An 18405-nucleotide genomic window follows, 5' to 3' on the forward strand; every position below is an offset into this window, starting at 1 on the left:
CAGAAAGGTGTAGAGACTGTACGGGTGGTACCTACGGAAATATTTCTATGGTAAAGAGACAGTCCAGCTTACAAACATTGATTGTAAATTTCACAATCAATGGCGATGAAAATCGTGGTGAGATGAATCCTGGGGCCGTGGGTTCGAATCCCGCCGCGGACACCATTTGAATATGCCAGATGTTGCCAATTCCTGACAAATCCCTTGTTTTTCCTAAAAAATACATATTTATCTATCATATTCTTGCCAGTTCATGACAGATTATGCGATAAAAAGTGGGTGCAAAAGTGGGTACAAATTATCTTAACCGATTCAGAACGTTCAGTTGGATAGAATGGGAATTTATATCCTTGAATATTTTTTGGTTAAATAAAATTGGCAAGATTAGTTTGGTGATAATAATTATTTGATTGCCTAATGACAGCTGGTTATTATATTTTTTAAAGGAATCTGTTCTTATCTGGATCAAAAAAGATTTTCTTAATATTTAAATGGAATTAACGTATAATGTAATAGTTTGAAATCAATAAATTTATATTATGCTGCTAAATTACAGAACGTTTTTAATAATCTTATTTTTTTACATAACTATAATAATAGCTATTGTTTTTTTGGGTAGTCGCAAAAAGATTGATAATGCTGATTTACTTGTGGTTTTTGGTACCAAAATTAATGAGGATGGTACTCCAAGTGCTGGATTGAAAGCACGTTTAGATGAGACGGTGTTTGTATATCGTAAACATGTGGCCTCTTTAATTTTTGTTAGCGGGGGATTGGGAAAAGAAGGATATAATGAGGCTAAGGTTATGGCCGATTACTTACTTACTCAGAATATACCCCGTGAAGCGGTTATTCTTGATGAAAAAGGGGTTAATACAAAAGCAACTGTCAGAAATGTGGTTGAATTATGCACCAAGCAACATTTTAAGTCAGTTATTGCAATATCTCAGTATTATCATCTACCCAGAATACAACTGGCTTTTAAACAGGCGGGCATGCCATTGAAAGGTCAATCGGCTCCGCGTTATAATTCATGGCGGGATATTTTTTCTTTGAATAGAGAGATAGTAGCCTATTTGTTTTACTGGTTAAAATTAAAATAATTTTTGAAAATTGCAGGTAGACAATAATGATCATCTGAAAATTTTTATAATAATTGCATTACATTTCTTCCAAACCGTTTTCGGAAGGGAAAAATTACAATAGAGCTTATATTGTCTTACCGTCCATGATAACGCATCCTCGTGAATTAACTCTCCAATAGTGTAAATCATTAATCCATTTTCATAGCCAATAAAAATGCAGACATCATGTTCTTTTACTGTTTTCCGTGGATGAACAACAATTACATCGCCAACACGGAATAGGGGATACATAGCATGATTGCCGATTATAATTCCAAATGCATCTTTCTCAAGGTTAACCAGATGGGGTCGTGGAATATATTCTACAGGTGTATTTGTAATTAAGAAATAATTGTCAAGTTCCTTGATGGTGGCGAATATAGGAATGTCACTGTTTATTTTTTTCAAATAATTTGATGTCGGTTTATGTTCATTTATGACATCATGAATATTTACCGTATTTATATCGCTATTGATATTTTCCTTGTGATTGTTGGAATGGGTCAATTCAAAGGCTCTTTTATTTTGATCTTTGTTAAGATCAGGATCCAAGTCAGCTATATTTACGCCCAATGCGCTGGCGATATATGGCAGATATTTGCTGCGTTTAATTCTGCCTTTTTCAATACTGTTAATTGTTTGCTGTTTACATCCTACAATATCAGCTAGGTTTTCTTGTGTATAGCTGTTTTTCAAACGATACCGTTCTACATTTTTACCTATAATATTTTTGTATCGTTTTTCATTATAATTGATCATAAAGATCAATTTATTTATTTTTCTCTAAAAATCTCTACTTTTTTTATTGTAAAAAACAATTTTATTTGTATTAATTACTATATTTACTATTTAATGTTTTGTAATAATGATAATTATAAATATATTAATAATTTAAAAGAAATATAATTATAAAAGGATATAAAATGACTGAAAAATTATTTTTAAAAAAAGTATGTATTGATTTTGACCCTTTCCAAAAAAATAACCGTTTGGCAATTGTTCCGTATATTGATGAGGATATTAACGAATTGCAAAAAGAGCTATGGATTGAATTAATGTTAGGATCCTCACCATTATATATTCATTTTAAAAATATATCTTTTTGTAATAATCAGGCTATTTATGAGGCTGATGCTTATACAAATAATCGTCCTAAGACACAGGTTTATTGCGCCTCAACGATTGGTGAATAAATTATAATATTCAACATTATTTGTATGTATAGCTGTTTTATATCAAAATCTTATACCATTCGTTGGTTGAAATAGTATATATAAAAGGTTTATTGAAAATTTATATATACTATTATTTTAATATAGTAATCTATTCTTTTTATTAAAGAATTATTAATTATAATAAACAAATAATTTATATTTTAATTTATTTTTTATTATTGATAATAATTATATTGAATATAATTTATTATTTATGTATTTCACTCTTATAATTATTACCTCAATTAGTTTATTTACTTTTGTTAAATAATAATTTAATGCCTGAAATTATTGAGTGAATATATTAATGAATAGACGATCGTTAGTTTTTAACACTATATTGATCTATTGCTTAAGCTTTTTATGTTTACATAACAAGGCTTACGGTTTTGGTAATAACCAGTATTATAATTCATTGCAATATCAAGGATATCGTCAAAGGCAGGAATTAATGGATATGGAATTGCCTTTATCCAACGATATTTCAGTTAATCAGGGCGAAAAATTCAAGCCTCAGATCAAGGGTTGTGTAAAAATCAATAATATTGATATTGAAAATCCGTACAGTCTTTCAAAAGAAAAAATAGACCATATCATTAAAAAATGGAATCATCATTGTTTAACTGTTTCGGATATAAATACAATTTTAAATATTTTAAATCAGGCTTATCTTAAAACCAATTTTTTGACGACAAGGGCATACCTGCCACAACAAGATTTATCTTCTGGTCATTTGCGTATTGTTATTATTGAAGGCAGGATTGAAAATTTCAATTTTACAGGAACTCCTGAACGATTTCATGAAATGACGGCTTTTCCATGGATTGCTGGTAATGTTTTGGATCTGAATGATTTGAAACAGGGATTGGATAACATGAATCGTTTACCTAATTGGAAAACCTCATTAAAAATCAATAAAGGTCATCAGGATAATACTTCTATTGTTGAGGTGAAAACTCCAAAAGCGGGTTTAATTCATGGCAAGATGAGTACGGATAACAATGGGCAAAGCATTTCAGCCAGAACAATAGGTCGATCGAATTTTATTGTTACTGATCTTTTTGGTGTATTAGATATGTGGTCATTTGAATATGATCATTCGTTGAATAATCGACAGAGGTTGGGACATAATTCGTTTTTTTCCATGGAGGGTTCCGTTCCAATGGGTCCGTGGTTATTATGGTGTGGATGGTGGCGTTCAGATGATATGTATCATGATGGACCAAAAATCGCGCTGCATCGTGAAGATGTAACACAGAAGGATTTTCATGTCGGAATTTCCAGGGTTTTAACCAGGGATTTAATTGGTGTAACTTCTTTAATTATTTCCTATCAAACGAAATCCTTCATTAATTATAGAAATCATATTCGTGAAAATTATAAAAGCGCACGTTTGTCAATGTTAAATATAACTTTAAGTGAATATACCAAATTGTGGGATCGGGTATGGTATATTAATCTGGGAACTAAAATTGGATTAAATGGATTAATGACCAAGACCTGGATAAATAATTCAGGAAAATATGCACCACATACGCGATTTGTTAAATTTATCCTGGATATACAGGGAGATCAGCCTATAACAAAATCGCTGACTTGGCATACTTTTGTGCATGGTGAATATAGCGACAAAAGTCAATATGATAACGAGCAGATGCAGATTGGGGGACCATATACAGTAAGGGGATTTATACGTCAGAATTTGGCTGGTAATGCCGGTGTTTATATTCGGAATGATCTTTCTTGGACTTTACCAACGAATGATATGCACTGTGGAGACTATCAGGCTTTTTGCGATTTTTTTCTGGATAAGTCAGAGCTCTACGGTTCTTTGGATGCAGGAATGACACGAGCCGTCTATGCTACCCCTTATCATGTTGACAAGCCAAAAGTTGGTAATATCGGGAGTGGAGGAATAGGGTTAAGAAAAAAAGATGGAATTTTTATGTGGGATGCATCGGTGACGCATGCCTTTACCCCTTCTATTCTTGCCCCAGAAGGATGGATTGCTGGTTTTGCGTTTGGTATAAGTCTTTAAATTTTTTTATAGATTAAGAATTTTCTTTAAAATATCATTATTTAACAATGAATTTAACAAGATAAATGGATAAAGGAAATATATGCCTGCAGCCTTGACCCAGACCGAATTGATTGCTGTGTTGGTATCAATTATAGATTATATGCCTTATGTTATGACAATTAATAAGGGATCAACGCTTCCATCTGGTTCTTTTGAACCGGGGCATCAAAGTTTACAAGCAGGATTACGTACTTGGATTCATCAACAAACACGTTATCCCGTCGGTTTTTTGGAACAACTTTATACTTTTGCCGATCAAGACCGCATATACAATCAACCTCAAGTTCGAAGCATTTCGATTAGCTATCTTGGACTTGTGCGTCATCAAGATTTCAGTCTAAACGAAACGGAATGGCATGATTGGTATGAATATTTTCCATGGGAAAATGAGTTAAAACCAGCTGTAAAAAATATACGAGAAACAATGGTCGGGGCTTTATATGAATGGCAGAGCCGGAAAACGGAAGATACGGAACAAACAAAACGTCGTATTGAATTCTTATTTGGTCTGAATGGATATGCCTGGAATGAAGATCTTATTTTACAGCGCTATGAATTGTTATATGAGGCAGGCATGGTTCCGGAAGCAGGGAATAGATATCTAGAAAGGAAAGATTTTGCTGGTCAGGGTATGTTTGCTGATCATCGACGGATTTTAGCTACAGCAATTGCGCGGTTAAGGGCACAAATCAAATACAAGGCCCTGGTATTTGAACTAATGCCGACAGAATTCACTTTGTTGCAATTGCAAAAAACCATTGAACGTATCATAGGGCGTTCTTTGCACAAGTCTAATTTTAGGCGAATGATTGAACAACAGAATTTGATTGAGGAGACTGGTCATATTACTGACCAGTATCGTGGCAGACCAGCAAAACTTTTTAGGTACCAAAAGTCAATTGTTGATGCCAGAGCAATGTCTGGATCAAAATTGCCATTGGTAAGGAATTGACATTCTTTGTATTTTAAGGATAAAATGGCATATATATACTCAAGTTGAGTATAAAAGGAGAGTGACATGCGGCAGGGACTACCTGATTATTTAGAAAATAAACTGGGCAGAATTGCTGCTGCCCCGGAACGAATGAGTTTAACAAAAAAAATTCAACGTGTTAACCAGCTAAAAAAAGAACGTAATGCGGTTATTCTGGCGCATAATTATCAAATTCCAAAAATTTTCCATACGGTTGCTGATATCGTTGGTGATAGTCTTGCTTTGGCACGGGAGGCTGAAAAAATTGACGCGGATGTCATTGTTGTGGCAGGCGTACATTTTATGGCAGAAACGACAAAATTACTCAACCCTGATAAAACAGTTCTTATTCCCGACTTGAAGGCTGGTTGTTCTTTGGCTGAATCTATTACGGCAGAGGACGTCATGGGATTACGTAAGAAATATCCAGGTATTCCTATTATTACGTATGTGAATACTTCAGCGGCGGTTAAAGCGGTTTCGGATATTTGTTGTACATCAGGGAACGCCAAAAAGGTTGTTGAAGCGCTTGGAGTTCCGAGGGTCATCATGATTCCTGATGAGTATCTGGCACAAAATGTTGCAAAACAAACCAACGTCGAGATTCTGACATGGAAGGGGCATTGTGAAGTTCATGAACGATTTACACCACAGGAAATCAAGCAGTTGAAAGCTGAATATCCAGAGGCTGCAATCCTGGTGCATCCTGAATCCCCTCCTAAGGTGACTGAAGCGGCTGATTTTTCTGGATCTACGGCCGAGATGTCAGATTTCATCAAGCAAAAAAGATCTGATGAAGTGATTTTGCTGACTGAATGTTCAATGAGTGACAATCTGGCAGTAGTACATCCAGATATCAAATTTATTCGTGTATGTAATCTATGTCCTCATATGCAGCGTATCACATTGGATAATATTTTGACGTCGTTGGAAGAAAATAAATATGAAATCACGATTGATCCATCTATTGCTGATAAGGCACGCCTTTCCATCAAAAGGATGTTGGAAATATGAAAAACATTATGCAGTCACCTGTTGTCGTGATTGGCAGTGGATTGGCTGGATTAATGACGGCATTACAACTTGCGCCATTGCCGGTTTTGCTTTTGACGCAGGGAAAGATAGGACAGGAGACATCCAGTATTTATGCGCAAGGTGGAATTGCGGCGGCCAGTCATGAAGAGAAAGACAGCTCCGCGCATATAGAGGATACTTTAAGGGCTGGAGCGGGATTATGTGATCAAAAAGCTGTCGCCACCATATTGGACGATGGAAGAATGGCAATTGAAGTATTGGAGAAATATGGTGTTATTTTTGATCATGATCGCCATGGCAGGCCTAGGCTCGGGTTAGAGGGTGCACATAGTCATCGGAGAATTTTTCATATTGATGGAGACGCTTCCGGGCGGGGTATTATCAAAGCGTTGACAGAGGCGGTCTTGCGAACCCCCTCAATAACTGTAATGGAAAACACCATTGCGGTTCGTCTTCTAAAGGATAAAAATAAAATAAGGGGAGTAATAACCCAAATAGAAGGTCAATTCAGGTCAATCGTGACATCCACTATTGTGTTGGCCACCGGTGGTATTGGCGGGTTATTTGAGGAAAGTACAAATCCTCTGCAAAATTATGGTCAAGGTCTGATTTTGGCGGCTGATATTGGTGCTGTATTAGCTGATCTGGAATTTATTCAGTTTCATCCAACCGCACTTGATGCAAATATTTTTCCAAAGACTTTAATCAGCGAAGCGGTTCGTGGGGAAGGAGCTGTTTTGGTTAATAGTGATAACCAACGTATTCTGGCCAATACAGAAGGACAGGAATTGGCACCCCGTGATGTTGTGGCAAGAGCAATTTATCATCAGACTATTCAGGGTAAAAAAGTTTATCTTGATGCCAGAAAGGCTTTAGGAAAAGGTTTCAAGACACGTTTTCCAACCATTGCACAGTTATGTCATCAAGTCGGTATTGACCCTTCAATGGATTTGATTCCTGTCAAACCCGTTGAACATTTTCATATGGGGGGCATTATGACAAATTTGAATGGAGAAACAACGGTAAAAGGTTTGTGGGCAGTGGGTGAGGTTGCTTCTACGGGTTTACATGGAGCAAATCGTTTGGCCAGTAATTCACTGCTGGAAGCTACAGTTATGGCCATGCGGGCAGCCAAGGCAATTTTGGATAATCATCCTTCCATTCAAAGTAATGATAATGAGATAGGTGAAACTGGGATTGTGATTTCTGACCGTTTACCTATTGTAAAAAAGATAATGCAGAAAGATTTAAATATCATTCGAGATGAGGATACTTTGAGATCGGCAATTCGGCAGTTTCTTACCCTGGTTAATGAATATGATGATCAATATGTCCTTAATCCAGAACAAATTGCCCTGATGATAGCAGTGAGTGCGTTCTTGCGGAAAGAATCTCGAGGGGCACACTATCGACAGGATTATCCTGCTACGCTTGAAAAAGCCAATCGATCTTTCATCAGTTTTGATCAGGCATATCAGTATGCCAAGACATTGTGATGTTATTATATGAAATTAGTTTGTATATTATAGATTTATCAGAATATAGAGGTGACTATGACGATTCCAGCTTTGCCCCATATCCTAATTGAACCCATTATTCGCAATGCGTTATTGGAAGATCTAGGGTTGGCTGGGGATATAACCACTAATGCAGTTATTGATGAAAATCACCACTCCAAAGTGGCGATGGTTTCAAGAGAGACTGGTATATTGTCAGGAGTGGATATCGCTTCAATGGCTTTTACCTTAATTGATCCATTAGTTAATGTAGATTTAAAGAAAAAGGATGGAGATATATTAAAGCCGGGAGATGTGATAGCAATTATTGAAGGGTCATCCCGTGCAATTCTGACAGGTGAGAGAACTGCCTTGAATTTCATGAGCCATCTATCTGGAATTGCCTCGGTAACTCATAAGATTGTCAAATCTATTGAAGGAACCAAAACACAGGTTGTTTGTACGAGAAAAACAACACCAAGCTTACGCCTGATGGAAAAATATGCCGTGCGGTGTGGTGGTGGAATGAACCATCGTTTTGCCTTATATGATGCAGTTTTGATTAAAGACAATCATATTGCAATCGCGGGTGGAATACGTAAGACGCTTGAACAGGCTAAAAAAAATGCAGGGCATATGGTTAAAATTGAAATAGAAGTGGATACGCTGGATCAATTAAAAGAAGTCATGGCATTGGGTGTTGATGCCGTTTTGCTAGATAATATGGATCCTGAAACTTTAAAAGAGGCGGTTGCGATTGTTAATCAACGTGCCATCACAGAAGCTTCGGGGCGTATCAATCCCGATACGGCTCGGACAATTGCTGAAAGCGGTGTTGACTTGATTTCTGTAGGTTGGATAACCCATAGTGCACCTATTCTCGATATAGGACTTGATTTTATTTCGTGATAGATGAACAAATAAAAGCTTTCCAGTAATGGAAAAGGATCATTTTATGCAAATGGAGGAATTCATTACATACTGTCAGGCTGGACATTCCATTTCCACTAATGAGAAAGAATTGATGCAGCTGTTATACCAATGTGCCTTTGAAGCGCAAAAAATAATAATGGAATTAAACAAATAGTTTTCATACGCAAAAAGAAATCGTTGATATATTCAATAGTCTGACAGGAAAAACTGTAGATTCATCTTTTGTTTGATTTTCTCCTTTTTATACTGATTTCGGTAAAAACATTCATATTGGTAAAAATATATTTTTTAATACAAATTGTTCTTTTCAGGATAGGGGAGGAATCCTTATTGGTGATCACAGTGCTATAGGCATGAATGTTACGATTGCTGCATTAAATCATGGTTTGTGGATATAAGAGATCGTGGTACGATATATCCATCTCCTGTTAAGATTGGAAAACATGTTTGGATAGGCTCCAATGTCACAATTTTGTCTGGTGTTACTATTCATGATTTTTCAATAATCGGTGCCGGTGCTGTTGTAACTAAAAATGTACCCTCTCTAAAAGTGTTTATGCAGGTGGGCCGGCAAAATGGATAAAAAATATATAGAAAGATATATATGATGCATCTACCGCCATTGACCATAAAATTATTGAACAAATTCAAAATAACTGAAAATTACAATTTTGTATTATTGAACAGGAACACAATTCATTCTTTTTACTTTTAGCAAATTACAAGCCTGTAAGGCTGTTGCATAGCTTAATCCTCCTAATTTGGCTCGGTATAATGTTTTTCCGTTTTTCTGAACGGTTTCAATATTTGGATACGCCAGGACCAGTAAACTGGCGGCTTTTTGTTTTGCGATTGCAATTGCGTGATTAGCTAAATCTGCGGATGTAAAAGCTCCAACCTGAATATTCCAGTTACCTTTTGTTGATATATAATAATGTCTACTGCTAGGAGAGGTTCGAATAATAGAAGGGGCTTTGGGTTTTGTTGAATAATAAGCATTGGATGAAGTTGAATTGTTATGGACATTTGCATCATATGCAGGATGATAATTGGATGGAACAATCATGATTGGAGGTTCATTGGCATTGTCTGATGCAATTGCATGTTCATTATCTTTGACAATGAATTTTTTAAGTTCGTTTTTACTTTCAGAAGGCATAACCTGTGCTGTTGTAACCATTTGAACGGGGCTATAGGTTTTCGGTGAATAATAAGCCTCGAGTGGTAATGGGGTACGAGTATTTTTTTTGGCGTAAGGTCCGCCAAAAATTGCAAAAGGTCCACTCATAGGTACTGAATTCCCCAGATTGGGAGTGACGGAAATCATGTAGTTTTTGGTTGCCTTTGGCAATGCGGTTCCTCTTTTTAGATAGGCATCCAAAGTTCCAGGTCCACCATGGTAAGCTGCAACAAAGCCGGGAGCACCGTATTTATTATACAAGGTGCGGATATATCCCGTACCAGCCATGATATTATCATGCGGATCATATACGTCATTTCCCAAATTATAGCGTTTTGCTAAATCTTTATAAGTTGTTGACTTGATTTGCATCAATCCCTTTGCTCCATGAGGTGAAGTGACTGGCCGTTTGTTATAATATTGATATCCTCTCGTTTCCTGTAAAATGATGGCCCGTATCCATTGATCAGGAACATTGAAACGTTGTGAGGATTGATTGATATATGGACCCCACGGATCAAGAGGGGGACCCGGAGGGTTCCATTTTTTAGGATAGCCAGGCATGTAATTGCTATATCGTGAAGAAATGCCTCCTTTTCCATTATAAGAATGCTTTTCTCCACCACAGGCAGAGAGGCAAAGCAGGGAAAACAAAAGTAAAAATTGCATTGGAACATAAAAATTTTTGCAAATTGTTTCCTGCATGGTTTTTTGATTTCTTTGAAAAATACCGACTATAAAATTTAAGTTTCAGATGGTAACAGATATAATCATTTTTGTTAAAAACTATTCTATGATATTTGGTCAGAAATTGGAGATTATACAGTTTATTTTGAGTATTTCAGGTCGACATTGGAAAGGATATTTGTTTGGATAGCTGAATAAAAGCATCGAGATAATTAGTTAATTGGTCGGCCTTGCGTATTCCAATAAATAACTGTTTTGGAATCCCTTTTTTTCCCAGTTTGACAGGAAAGATTTCAAAGCGTTCTTTGTTTTCCTGTACCAACCAATGTGGTAGAGCCGTTACGCCTCGATTATTTTCAACCATTTGTAAAATTATATCCGTTGTTTCAATTGTTTTATGGCGACGTGGCATTATACCCTTTGGTGCCATAAAGAGACTATATATGTCCAGTCGAGTTGGTTCTACAGGATAAGTTAAAAGAGTTTCTGAGGACATTTGTTCTGGAGTGATATACGGTAAATTTCGGAAGGGATGTGAAGGTCCAACAATTAAGATCTGTTCATAATTAAAGACAGGTTCAAAATGGAGGTCAGACTTAATAATCGGGTCAGGGGTTATTAAGATGTCTATTTCATAATTCAGTAGCGCCCCTAAACCACCGAATTTAAATTTTTGTTTGACATCGAGTTCAACCTGAGGCCATTGTTTCAAGTAGGGTGAGGTAACTTTAAGCAGCCATTGATAACAGGGATGACATTCCATGCCAATCTTTAGACTGCCAATACTCCCCTGCGCATATTGTTTCAATTTTGATTCATTATGTTCGATCTGAGGTAATATGCGATGGGCCAGCGTCAATAATTCCTGCCCCGCCTGAGTTAGCTGCATGTATTTTCCCTCCCGTCGCCATAGGCTGACCTGCAAATTTTGTTCGAGTTTCCGGATGGCGTGGCTTAAGGCGGATTGTGTCAAACACAAATTGACAGCCGCGGCAGTCATTGATTTTTGCGTTTCGATTTCCTGAATGATTTTTAAATGAATGATTTCAATCATGAATGCAAGATTATATCCTATGAATAAAGTTAATGGATCGATGAAATAATATCATTTTATTTTATGCTGTTATCTGAATAGGGTGTTTAGAGCAAAATCTGATGTTGAATAGGCAAGTAAGGAATAAAAAATGGTAACAGTACATAATCTAGGATTTCCTCGAATTGGTGTAAAGCGTGAATTGAAATTTGCGCTTGAAGCGTACTGGCAAGGAAATATTTCCTCAGGTGAATTGGAACAAACAGCCCAAAATTTACGGCAGTGTCATTGGCAGAATCAAAGTAAACTCGATCTTGTTCCTGTTGGGGATTTTTCCTATTATGACCATGTTCTGGATACAAGTTTTCTTTTTGGTAATATTCCATCACGTATTCAACAACAGCAAGGGGAGAAATTAGATCATTATTTTCAGGTTGCACGTGGACGTTCCGGTGGAAAAAATTCTTGCCTTTGTCACGTTGCGGCAGGTGAGATGACTAAATGGTTTGATACAAATTATCATTACATTGTACCGGAATTCACCAAGGATACACGGTTTGTTTTAAATAGCCAGATTTTACTAGATCAATTGAAGGAAGCGAAAAAGAAAGGTTTAAAAACAAAAATTGTATTGTTAGGGCCAGTAACCTATTTATGGTTGGGAAAAGAACAGGATAAAAGCGACAAACTAGCTTTGTTGCCTGCACTTTTGGAACAATATCAAGCATTATTGCAAGAGTTGGCAGAACAGGGGGAAAGCTGGGTTCAACTTGATGAACCAATTTTGGTGACAGAGCTTGCAGAAGAGTGGAAAAAGGCACTTGTTTCTGCCTACAGGGTTTTGAAACAGGCACCAATCTATATTTTGTTGGCAACCTATTTTGGAAAGTTAAAAGAAAATATAGCTTTATTGCCAGAATTGGGGGTGCAGGGGTTTCATATTGATGCCATAAATGCGCGTGATGAAATTCCTGCCATAATTAAACAGCTAAAAGATAAACAAGTCCTTTCATTGGGAGTTGTTAATGGGCGTAATATCTGGAAGACGGATTTGAATGCTACGCTTGAATGGCTAGAGCCTATCTATGCTATATTAAAAAAACGATTGTGGTTGGCCCCCTCATGTTCATTATTACATGTTCCTGTTGATCTGGAACGTGAAAGTAAAATGGATGCGGAAATTCGTTCATGGCTTTCTTTTGCAATACAAAAGCTTGATGAAATTACTGTTTTGGCTAAAGCTCTAAATGAAGGAAGAGAGTCAGTAAAAGAGGCATTATCTAGTAACCAGGCTTGTCTGAATAACAGGCGTCAGTCAAATAGAGTTCATAATGATAAAATTAAAAAACTATGTCAATCGATAACATCGGAATTGGGAAACCGGAAAGGTGCCTATGCCGATCGTATGGAATTACAGCAAAGAATCTTGAATTTGCCATTGTTGCCAACAACCACAATTGGTTCATTCCCGCAAACTCAGCATATACGCCAGATCAGAAGTCAATTTCGTAAGGGTGAACTTTCCTTGAATGATTATGGCAATCGTATGAAAGAGGCGATTGCTTATTGTGTCGAACAGCAGGAATCACTGGGATTGGATGTTTTGGTTCATGGCGAGCCAGAACGGAATGATATGGTGGAATATTTTGGTGAATTGTTACAAGGATATGTTTTTAGCCAACAAGGTTGGGTTCAATCTTACGGTTCCAGATGTGTAAAACCCCCGATTATCTTTGGAGACATTAGTCGTCCTGAACCAATGACGGTTGAATGGATTACTTACGCCCAATCTTTAACGGCACAACCGATGAAGGGCATGTTGACGGGACCTGTAACCATGTTGAACTGGTCATTTGTAAGAGATGACCAGCCACGTTCGGAAACCTGTTATCAATTGGCTATGGCGATACGTCAAGAAGTGTTGGATTTGGAAAAGGCAGGTATTCGCATTATTCAAATTGATGAGGCGGCTTTACGGGAAGGATTACCCCTGCGTCGTTCAGAATGGCAAAGATATCTGGACTGGGCAATTCGGTCTTTCAGAATAACAGCGAATGGTGTAAAGGATCAAACGCAGATTCATACCCATATGTGTTACTCGGAATTCAATGATATTATTGCTGCTATTGCCCAGATGGATGCTGATGTCATTACAATTGAAACCTCACGTTCTCACATGGAGCTGTTAAAAGCGTTTGAGGAATTTGAATATCCAAACAGCATCGGCCCAGGTGTTTATGATATTCATTCTCCCAATATTCCAACAGTAGAATCAATTGTTCATTTAATTCATCAGGCTGAAAAATATATTCCTGTTCAAAGGTTATGGATTAATCCAGATTGTGGCTTGAAAACACGTCAATGGTCAGAGGTTATTCCTTCATTGAAAAATATGGTGCAGGCAGCGCAGATCTTGAGAGAGGAATATAAAAAAAAATACATTAAATAGTATCGAAAAGGACTGATCAATAAAAGATCAGTCCTTGATTGTTATTTAATATATTTCTAAAGTATATATCGGAAGGATTGAAAGTAATTTTTTTGGCGAATTGAATAATAATAGATTTTGTTTTATGATTAACTATATTTAATGGTTCAATGTTATTTTCCTTTTTTAAGGAGGGGAGTAATTATGACTAAATTAACATCAAAACAACGTAAATCTTTACCAGATCAGGAATTTGCATTGCCTGATGAGCGTAAATATCCCTTGGATACAAAAAACAGAGCAAGGAACGCCAAAGCAAGGGCGTCTGAGGAATATCATAAAGGTAATTTAACAAAAGAACAGGAAGAAACCGTTGATCGTGAAGCTGATCAGGTTTTGAAAGAGAAATAATATACAGAAGAATAAACCATATAGGGTTATAGATATTGGTTAATTATCGATTTCCTATCTAATAGGATCAATTAATCCTAGAGTTTCCAACTCTTTTCTCAGCTTTTTAGGTAATTCTGCTGATATATTTGTATGGCTTAATGGCAAATCCTTAGGCGCATCAGTGTTTTTAAGATATCGCCATCCCTGGAAAGGGCGAATTGGAATGGAAAAGGTACGAATTATTTCTGAATCAAGAATAATTTGAATGCAGGGATTTCCGTTTTCCCGTTGACCTGGCAGAAAATCAACGATTTTCTGTCGGCAACATAAAGTTCCGTTAATAACCCGGTATAGGGAACCATTTTTTAAGATTTCGTCGGCCTGCTTCGGCATAAAACGTGTTAAAGTGTATGAATTTCCATTGTTATTCACGGCCATTTGTTCATTAATAATTTTCAAATGCGCAATATCTTGGATACCAACTGCAACTTTCATCATGTGTAACAAAATAATATTCCTATTTTACCAAGATGTCTAAAATAGCATTTAATCGCATGCTTCCTGTCGGGGTTGTTTTCAACCGTTTTTGGTCCCACAAGATATAATCTTCTTCTACAAGCGCTTCTAAGATTTTCATATCGATTGCATTGGTTAAAGTCATATTGCATTTTTTTTGAAAGGCAATAGAATCAACACCCTCTTTCAAACGTAATCCCATTAATATCATTTCACGGGCTTTGTCGATTGAATTCAAGGCTTCCTTGATAATTAGGGCGTTACCATTTTTTTGCACTAATTCAAGCCAAATTTTAGGATTTTTCTTACGTTCTGTAGCATATAAAACAGCATTTTCTGTAATTCTGCCGTGTGCTCCTGGCCCAATACCAATATAATCTTGATAACGCCAATAGGCAAGATTGTGCCTGCTTTCCGCACCAATTTTAGCATAATTAGAAATTTCGTAATTATACATACCATATTGATGTGTCATTTCTTCCGTGGCAATTAATAATTCACTACTTAATTTTTCATCAGGGAGAGATAATTTTCCCTGTTTTTCATATTTGGCAAAAACTGTTCCTGGTTCTATTGTTAACTGGTAGAGTGATAAATGATCATGAGCCAAATCCAGTGCCATTTTTAATTCTTTCTGCCATTCGGAAAGGGTTTGTTCCTCACGTGCATAGATAAGATCAAAGGAAATTCTCGGAAATAGGCGTTTGGCAAGTGTTAAGGCGTCAATTGCCTGCTTTGCATCATGTTGACGACCTAACTTTTGTAGTGCTTGTTGGTTAAGACTTTGGATACCAAGGGAAATGCGGTTAACACCTGCCTGTTGAAAATCTTTTAACTTTTGGATTTCAACACTGGTTGGATTGGCTTCAAGGGTGATTTCAAGGTCCTCAGTAACAGGTAAATGCTTGATGGCATAATCAATCAATTTATGCACTGTTATAGGATCCATTAAAGAGGGGGTGCCACCACCAAAAAAAATTGAGGTTAACTTATAATTTTCAATTTTTGAAATAGCATGACGTAATTCCTTAAGCAAAGCATGTGCATAGGTTTCCTGTGGAATGATTTGGGCAACATGGCTATTGAAATCGCAATAGGGACATTTGGACAGGCAAAAAGGCCAATGGATATAAAGAGCCAAGGGATCAGGCTTATGTTTTCTTGTCTTTTTTTCCAAATTTAATAATTTTATTTCATTCATCAAACAGCAATACGGACTGAAAGTTCAACAACCCGATCCACGGGAATTCTTAAGAAATCGGTAATCGGGCTGGCATTGCGTAACATGAACATGAATATATTCATTCGCCATTTACTCATTTTAGAAATAGGGGCTCTTACAATTTGTTCCCTTGTTGTAAAATATGAAGCTTGTAAAGTATCAAAGAATTTCAGGTTGGGTTGAGTTTTCATCAGTTCAAGAGCACGGGGCAAATTAGGCATTTCCATAAATCCGTATCGAATTATCACTTGATAAATATTGGGTGCGAGTTGTCGCATTGCAATACGGTGCCCACGTTCCGCCTCTGGTTGTTTCAGATTTTCAATAGTTACAAAAAATACATGTTCATGTAAAACTTTGTTGTGCCGAATGTTATGTAATAGGGAACTTGGAACAGAAAGAGGGTCTGGTGTCATGAAAATGGCAATACCAGGAACCCTTGTTAAATGGGATTGAGGTAGGCGGTTTAAAAATGAGGCGATTGGTAAAGCACTTTGTGCCCGTTTATTATAAACCAGGGTGCGTCCTTTATTCCATGTTGTCATGAGGATGGTCAAACAAATTCCCAATAATAATGGGACCCACCCGCCTTGTGGAATCTTCAGGGCATTTGCCGAAAAGAAAGTGATATCAATGATAAAGAAAATTCCAAATGTACATGCGACTTTGTATATCGACCATTTGTAAGAACGGTTAAAAACCACAGAGGAAAGAATAGAGGTACAAGTAAAGGTTCCCGTAACTGCAATTCCGTATGCAGCGGCCAATGCATCAGAGGATTGGAAACTTAAAATCAATAAGAGGGACCCTATCATTAAGGCATTATTGACTTCAGGAATATAAATTTGTCCCTCTTCTCGTGCATTGGTATGTCGAATACGCAGCCTTGGAAAATATCCAAGTTGGGTTAATTGGCGTGCAAGTGAAAATCCTCCTGAAATTCCGGCCTGACTGGCGATAACAGTTGCAAATGTGGAAAGGATAACTAGAGGAATATTAAACCAATGAGGAGCCAAATAGAAAAACGGGTTTTCTAGAAATTTGGCATTGGAAAGAATGAGGGCACCTTGTCCAAGGTAATTTAAAGTCAGACAAGGAAGGACAAAACAGATCCAGCTGTAACGAATTGGATTTCTTCCAAAATGTCCCATATCAGCATATAAAGCTTCAGCACCTGTTACTGCCAAAACGACAGACCCAAGGGCAATAAACGCCATCCAACCGTGATGGATGATAAATAAAATCGCATGATGCGGAGAAAGAGCCAAAAGGATATAGGGATATTTCAGAACCTCATAGGCACCCAGAAAACCTATAGTCGCAAACCATATAAGCATGATTGGACCGAAAATTTTACCTATATGTTCAGTTCCCTTGCTTTGAAAACTGAATAATGCAACCAGGATTATAAGGGCAAGGGGGATGATGAAATTTTTTGTCTCTGGAAGAGAAACTTCCAGACCTTCAATTGCTGACAAAACTGAAATTGCCGGGGTAATCATTCCATCTCCAAAAAAAAGACAGGTTCCTGCAATACCGACAATTCCCAGAAATATTTTTCCTCTGGTTGTTTTTGATACACGTTGAGCCAAGGACATCAAGGCAAGGATTCCACCCTCTCCATTATGATCAGCGCGCATAACCAGCGTTACATATTTAATTGTGACGATTAATATTAATGCCCAGAAAATTAAGCTGACAACACCGAAAACCTCCCAGGATTTAATATTGCTGTGATGATTGGATACAACTAAAATTGTGGAACGTAGGGCGTAAATAGGGCTTGTCCCGATATCACCATAGACAACGCCCAGAACAGTCAACAAAATAGCCAAACTTAATGGTCTGATTTTATGTTCTGGTTGATCGGTTCCGAATTCTGTAACTTGGTTTTCCTGATCCAGAGATGGTAATACCGCAATCGTGTCTTGTTTATAAAGTGTATCTGATGGAGTTTCATCCTCATTTTCTATTTTTGAAGGGGTTTTTCCCTCGATGATATTGATATCATCCGTACTTACACTATCATTCTCTTCTTGGTTTGCTTCATTATCAGGGTTGATGTTTTCCTCATGAGAAGAAAGCATGATA

18 protein-coding genes are annotated in these 18405 nt (G+C 37.0%); 12 read left to right on the forward strand and 6 right to left on the reverse strand.

The genetic code is table 11. The features are described from left to right. Window positions 1-47: 47 nt before the first annotated feature. Together H3T44_RS09155 and H3T44_RS07580 are read left to right on the forward strand one after the other, a co-directional pair. Window positions 48-170 (forward strand): hypothetical protein, encoded by a 123-nt coding sequence (locus H3T44_RS09155; RefSeq protein ID WP_255412383.1) that lies wholly within the window; start codon window positions 48-50, stop codon window positions 168-170. 441 nt (window positions 171-611) lie between these two features. Further along, window positions 612-1103 carry a YdcF family protein gene (locus tag H3T44_RS07580; RefSeq protein ID WP_198196791.1) on the forward strand — a complete coding sequence of 164 codons (492 nt, stop codon included), beginning with the start codon at window positions 612-614 and terminating at the stop codon, window positions 1101-1103. 30 nt (window positions 1104-1133) lie between these two features. Here the strand turns inward: H3T44_RS07580 and H3T44_RS07585 are convergent, their stop codons facing one another. Next, on the reverse strand, window positions 1134-1883 hold the full coding sequence (locus tag H3T44_RS07585) for a helix-turn-helix transcriptional regulator (RefSeq protein WP_155567678.1): 750 nt from the start codon (window positions 1881-1883) through the stop codon (window positions 1134-1136). A gap of 164 nt (window positions 1884-2047) precedes the next feature. Here H3T44_RS07585 and H3T44_RS07590 point away from each other — a divergent pair, with 164 nt between their 5' ends. From H3T44_RS07590 to H3T44_RS09240, 8 genes are all read left to right on the forward strand, one after another. After that, a complete protein-coding gene (locus tag H3T44_RS07590) occupies window positions 2048-2317 on the forward strand; it encodes a hypothetical protein (protein ID WP_110439398.1) in 270 nt (89 codons plus the stop codon). A 328-nt stretch (window positions 2318-2645) separates the two neighbouring features. Continuing rightward, window positions 2646-4376, forward strand: coding sequence for a ShlB/FhaC/HecB family hemolysin secretion/activation protein (locus tag H3T44_RS07595; protein WP_198196792.1), 1731 nt, complete (start codon window positions 2646-2648; stop codon window positions 4374-4376). Window positions 4377-4458: 82 nt separating this feature from the next. Then, window positions 4459-5370 (forward strand): NrtR DNA-binding winged helix domain-containing protein, encoded by a 912-nt coding sequence (locus H3T44_RS07600; RefSeq protein ID WP_198196793.1) that lies wholly within the window; start codon window positions 4459-4461, stop codon window positions 5368-5370. Between the two features lie 66 nt (window positions 5371-5436). Continuing rightward, window positions 5437-6405 (forward strand): quinolinate synthase NadA, encoded by a 969-nt coding sequence (gene nadA, locus H3T44_RS07605; protein WP_198196794.1) that lies wholly within the window; start codon window positions 5437-5439, stop codon window positions 6403-6405. Continuing rightward, entirely contained in the window at window positions 6402-7922 is a 1521-nt protein-coding gene (locus H3T44_RS07610; RefSeq protein ID WP_198196795.1) for an L-aspartate oxidase, read from the forward strand. The genes nadA and H3T44_RS07610 overlap by 4 nt, the downstream gene beginning before the upstream one ends. 57 nt (window positions 7923-7979) lie before the next feature. After that, window positions 7980-8831: a carboxylating nicotinate-nucleotide diphosphorylase gene (gene nadC, locus H3T44_RS07615; protein WP_198196796.1), complete on the forward strand. Its 852-nt coding sequence runs from the start codon at window positions 7980-7982 to the stop codon at window positions 8829-8831. A 46-nt stretch (window positions 8832-8877) separates the two neighbouring features. After that, a complete protein-coding gene (locus H3T44_RS09160) occupies window positions 8878-9009 on the forward strand; it encodes a hypothetical protein (protein ID WP_255552124.1) in 132 nt (43 codons plus the stop codon). A 234-nt stretch (window positions 9010-9243) separates the two neighbouring features. Beyond that, a complete protein-coding gene (locus H3T44_RS09240) occupies window positions 9244-9438 on the forward strand; it encodes a DapH/DapD/GlmU-related protein (RefSeq protein ID WP_198196797.1) in 195 nt (64 codons plus the stop codon). A gap of 93 nt (window positions 9439-9531) precedes the next feature. On the opposite strand, the gene H3T44_RS07625 is transcribed toward H3T44_RS09240, so the two are convergent. Further along, window positions 9532-10740 (reverse strand): lytic transglycosylase domain-containing protein, encoded by a 1209-nt coding sequence (locus H3T44_RS07625; RefSeq protein WP_198196798.1) that lies wholly within the window; start codon window positions 10738-10740, stop codon window positions 9532-9534. 136 nt (window positions 10741-10876) lie between these two features. Beyond that, on the reverse strand, window positions 10877-11776 hold the full coding sequence (locus H3T44_RS07630; protein ID WP_122123070.1) for a LysR family transcriptional regulator: 900 nt from the start codon (window positions 11774-11776) through the stop codon (window positions 10877-10879). Window positions 11777-11906: 130 nt separating this feature from the next. On the opposite strand from H3T44_RS07630, the gene metE reads away from it, so the two are divergent. Both metE and H3T44_RS07640 read left to right on the forward strand, forming a co-directional pair. Then, window positions 11907-14204 carry a 5-methyltetrahydropteroyltriglutamate--homocysteine S-methyltransferase gene (metE, locus tag H3T44_RS07635; protein WP_198196799.1) on the forward strand — a complete coding sequence of 766 codons (2298 nt, stop codon included), beginning with the start codon at window positions 11907-11909 and terminating at the stop codon, window positions 14202-14204. A gap of 183 nt (window positions 14205-14387) precedes the next feature. Beyond that, on the forward strand, window positions 14388-14594 hold the full coding sequence (locus H3T44_RS07640) for a hypothetical protein (RefSeq protein ID WP_198196800.1): 207 nt from the start codon (window positions 14388-14390) through the stop codon (window positions 14592-14594). A gap of 54 nt (window positions 14595-14648) precedes the next feature. Here the strand turns inward: H3T44_RS07640 and H3T44_RS07645 are convergent, their stop codons facing one another. The 3 genes from H3T44_RS07645 to H3T44_RS07655 are packed head-to-tail and all read right to left on the reverse strand — an operon-like array spanning window position 14649 to window position 18401. Beyond that, window positions 14649-15074, reverse strand: coding sequence for a DUF1489 family protein (locus H3T44_RS07645; RefSeq protein WP_155566371.1), 426 nt, complete (start codon window positions 15072-15074; stop codon window positions 14649-14651). 19 nt (window positions 15075-15093) lie between these two features. Next, window positions 15094-16293, reverse strand: a complete 1200-nt coding sequence (gene hemW, locus H3T44_RS07650) for a radical SAM family heme chaperone HemW (RefSeq protein WP_198196801.1) — start codon at window positions 16291-16293, stop codon at window positions 15094-15096. After that, window positions 16293-18401, reverse strand: coding sequence for a potassium transporter Kup (locus H3T44_RS07655; protein ID WP_198196802.1), 2109 nt, complete (start codon window positions 18399-18401; stop codon window positions 16293-16295). Before H3T44_RS07655 ends, hemW begins: the two co-directional genes overlap by 1 nt. Between the last annotated feature and the right edge of the window lie 4 nt (window positions 18402-18405).

It is taken from the genome of Commensalibacter sp. M0355, assembly GCF_016101365.1.
GTDB lineage: Bacteria > Pseudomonadota > Alphaproteobacteria > Acetobacterales > Acetobacteraceae > Commensalibacter > Commensalibacter melissae.

Bases quoted from the DNA above. Each gene is read 5' to 3' on its own strand.
- H3T44_RS09155 (WP_255412383.1), top strand. From the start codon at position 48: ATGGTAAAGAGACAGTCCAGCTTACAAACATTGATTGTAAATTTCACA.
- H3T44_RS07585 (WP_155567678.1), bottom strand. From the start codon at position 1,883: ATGATCAATTATAATGAAAAACGATACAAAAATATTATAGGTAAAAAT.
- H3T44_RS07590 (WP_110439398.1), top strand. From the start codon at position 2,048: ATGACTGAAAAATTATTTTTAAAAAAAGTATGTATTGATTTTGACCCT.
- H3T44_RS07595 (WP_198196792.1), top strand. From the start codon at position 2,646: ATGAATAGACGATCGTTAGTTTTTAACACTATATTGATCTATTGCTTA.
- H3T44_RS07600 (WP_198196793.1), top strand. From the start codon at position 4,459: ATGCCTGCAGCCTTGACCCAGACCGAATTGATTGCTGTGTTGGTATCA.
- nadA (WP_198196794.1), top strand. From the start codon at position 5,437: ATGCGGCAGGGACTACCTGATTATTTAGAAAATAAACTGGGCAGAATT.
- H3T44_RS07610 (WP_198196795.1), top strand. From the start codon at position 6,402: ATGAAAAACATTATGCAGTCACCTGTTGTCGTGATTGGCAGTGGATTG.
- nadC (WP_198196796.1), top strand. From the start codon at position 7,980: ATGACGATTCCAGCTTTGCCCCATATCCTAATTGAACCCATTATTCGC.
- H3T44_RS09160 (WP_255552124.1), top strand. From the start codon at position 8,878: ATGCAAATGGAGGAATTCATTACATACTGTCAGGCTGGACATTCCATT.
- H3T44_RS07625 (WP_198196798.1), bottom strand. From the start codon at position 10,740: ATGCAGGAAACAATTTGCAAAAATTTTTATGTTCCAATGCAATTTTTA.
- H3T44_RS07630 (WP_122123070.1), bottom strand. From the start codon at position 11,776: ATGATTGAAATCATTCATTTAAAAATCATTCAGGAAATCGAAACGCAA.
- metE (WP_198196799.1), top strand. From the start codon at position 11,907: ATGGTAACAGTACATAATCTAGGATTTCCTCGAATTGGTGTAAAGCGT.
- H3T44_RS07640 (WP_198196800.1), top strand. From the start codon at position 14,388: ATGACTAAATTAACATCAAAACAACGTAAATCTTTACCAGATCAGGAA.
- H3T44_RS07645 (WP_155566371.1), bottom strand. From the start codon at position 15,074: ATGATGAAAGTTGCAGTTGGTATCCAAGATATTGCGCATTTGAAAATT.
- hemW (WP_198196801.1), bottom strand. From the start codon at position 16,293: ATGAATGAAATAAAATTATTAAATTTGGAAAAAAAGACAAGAAAACAT.
- H3T44_RS07655 (WP_198196802.1), bottom strand. From the start codon at position 18,401: ATGCTTTCTTCTCATGAGGAAAACATCAACCCTGATAATGAAGCAAAC.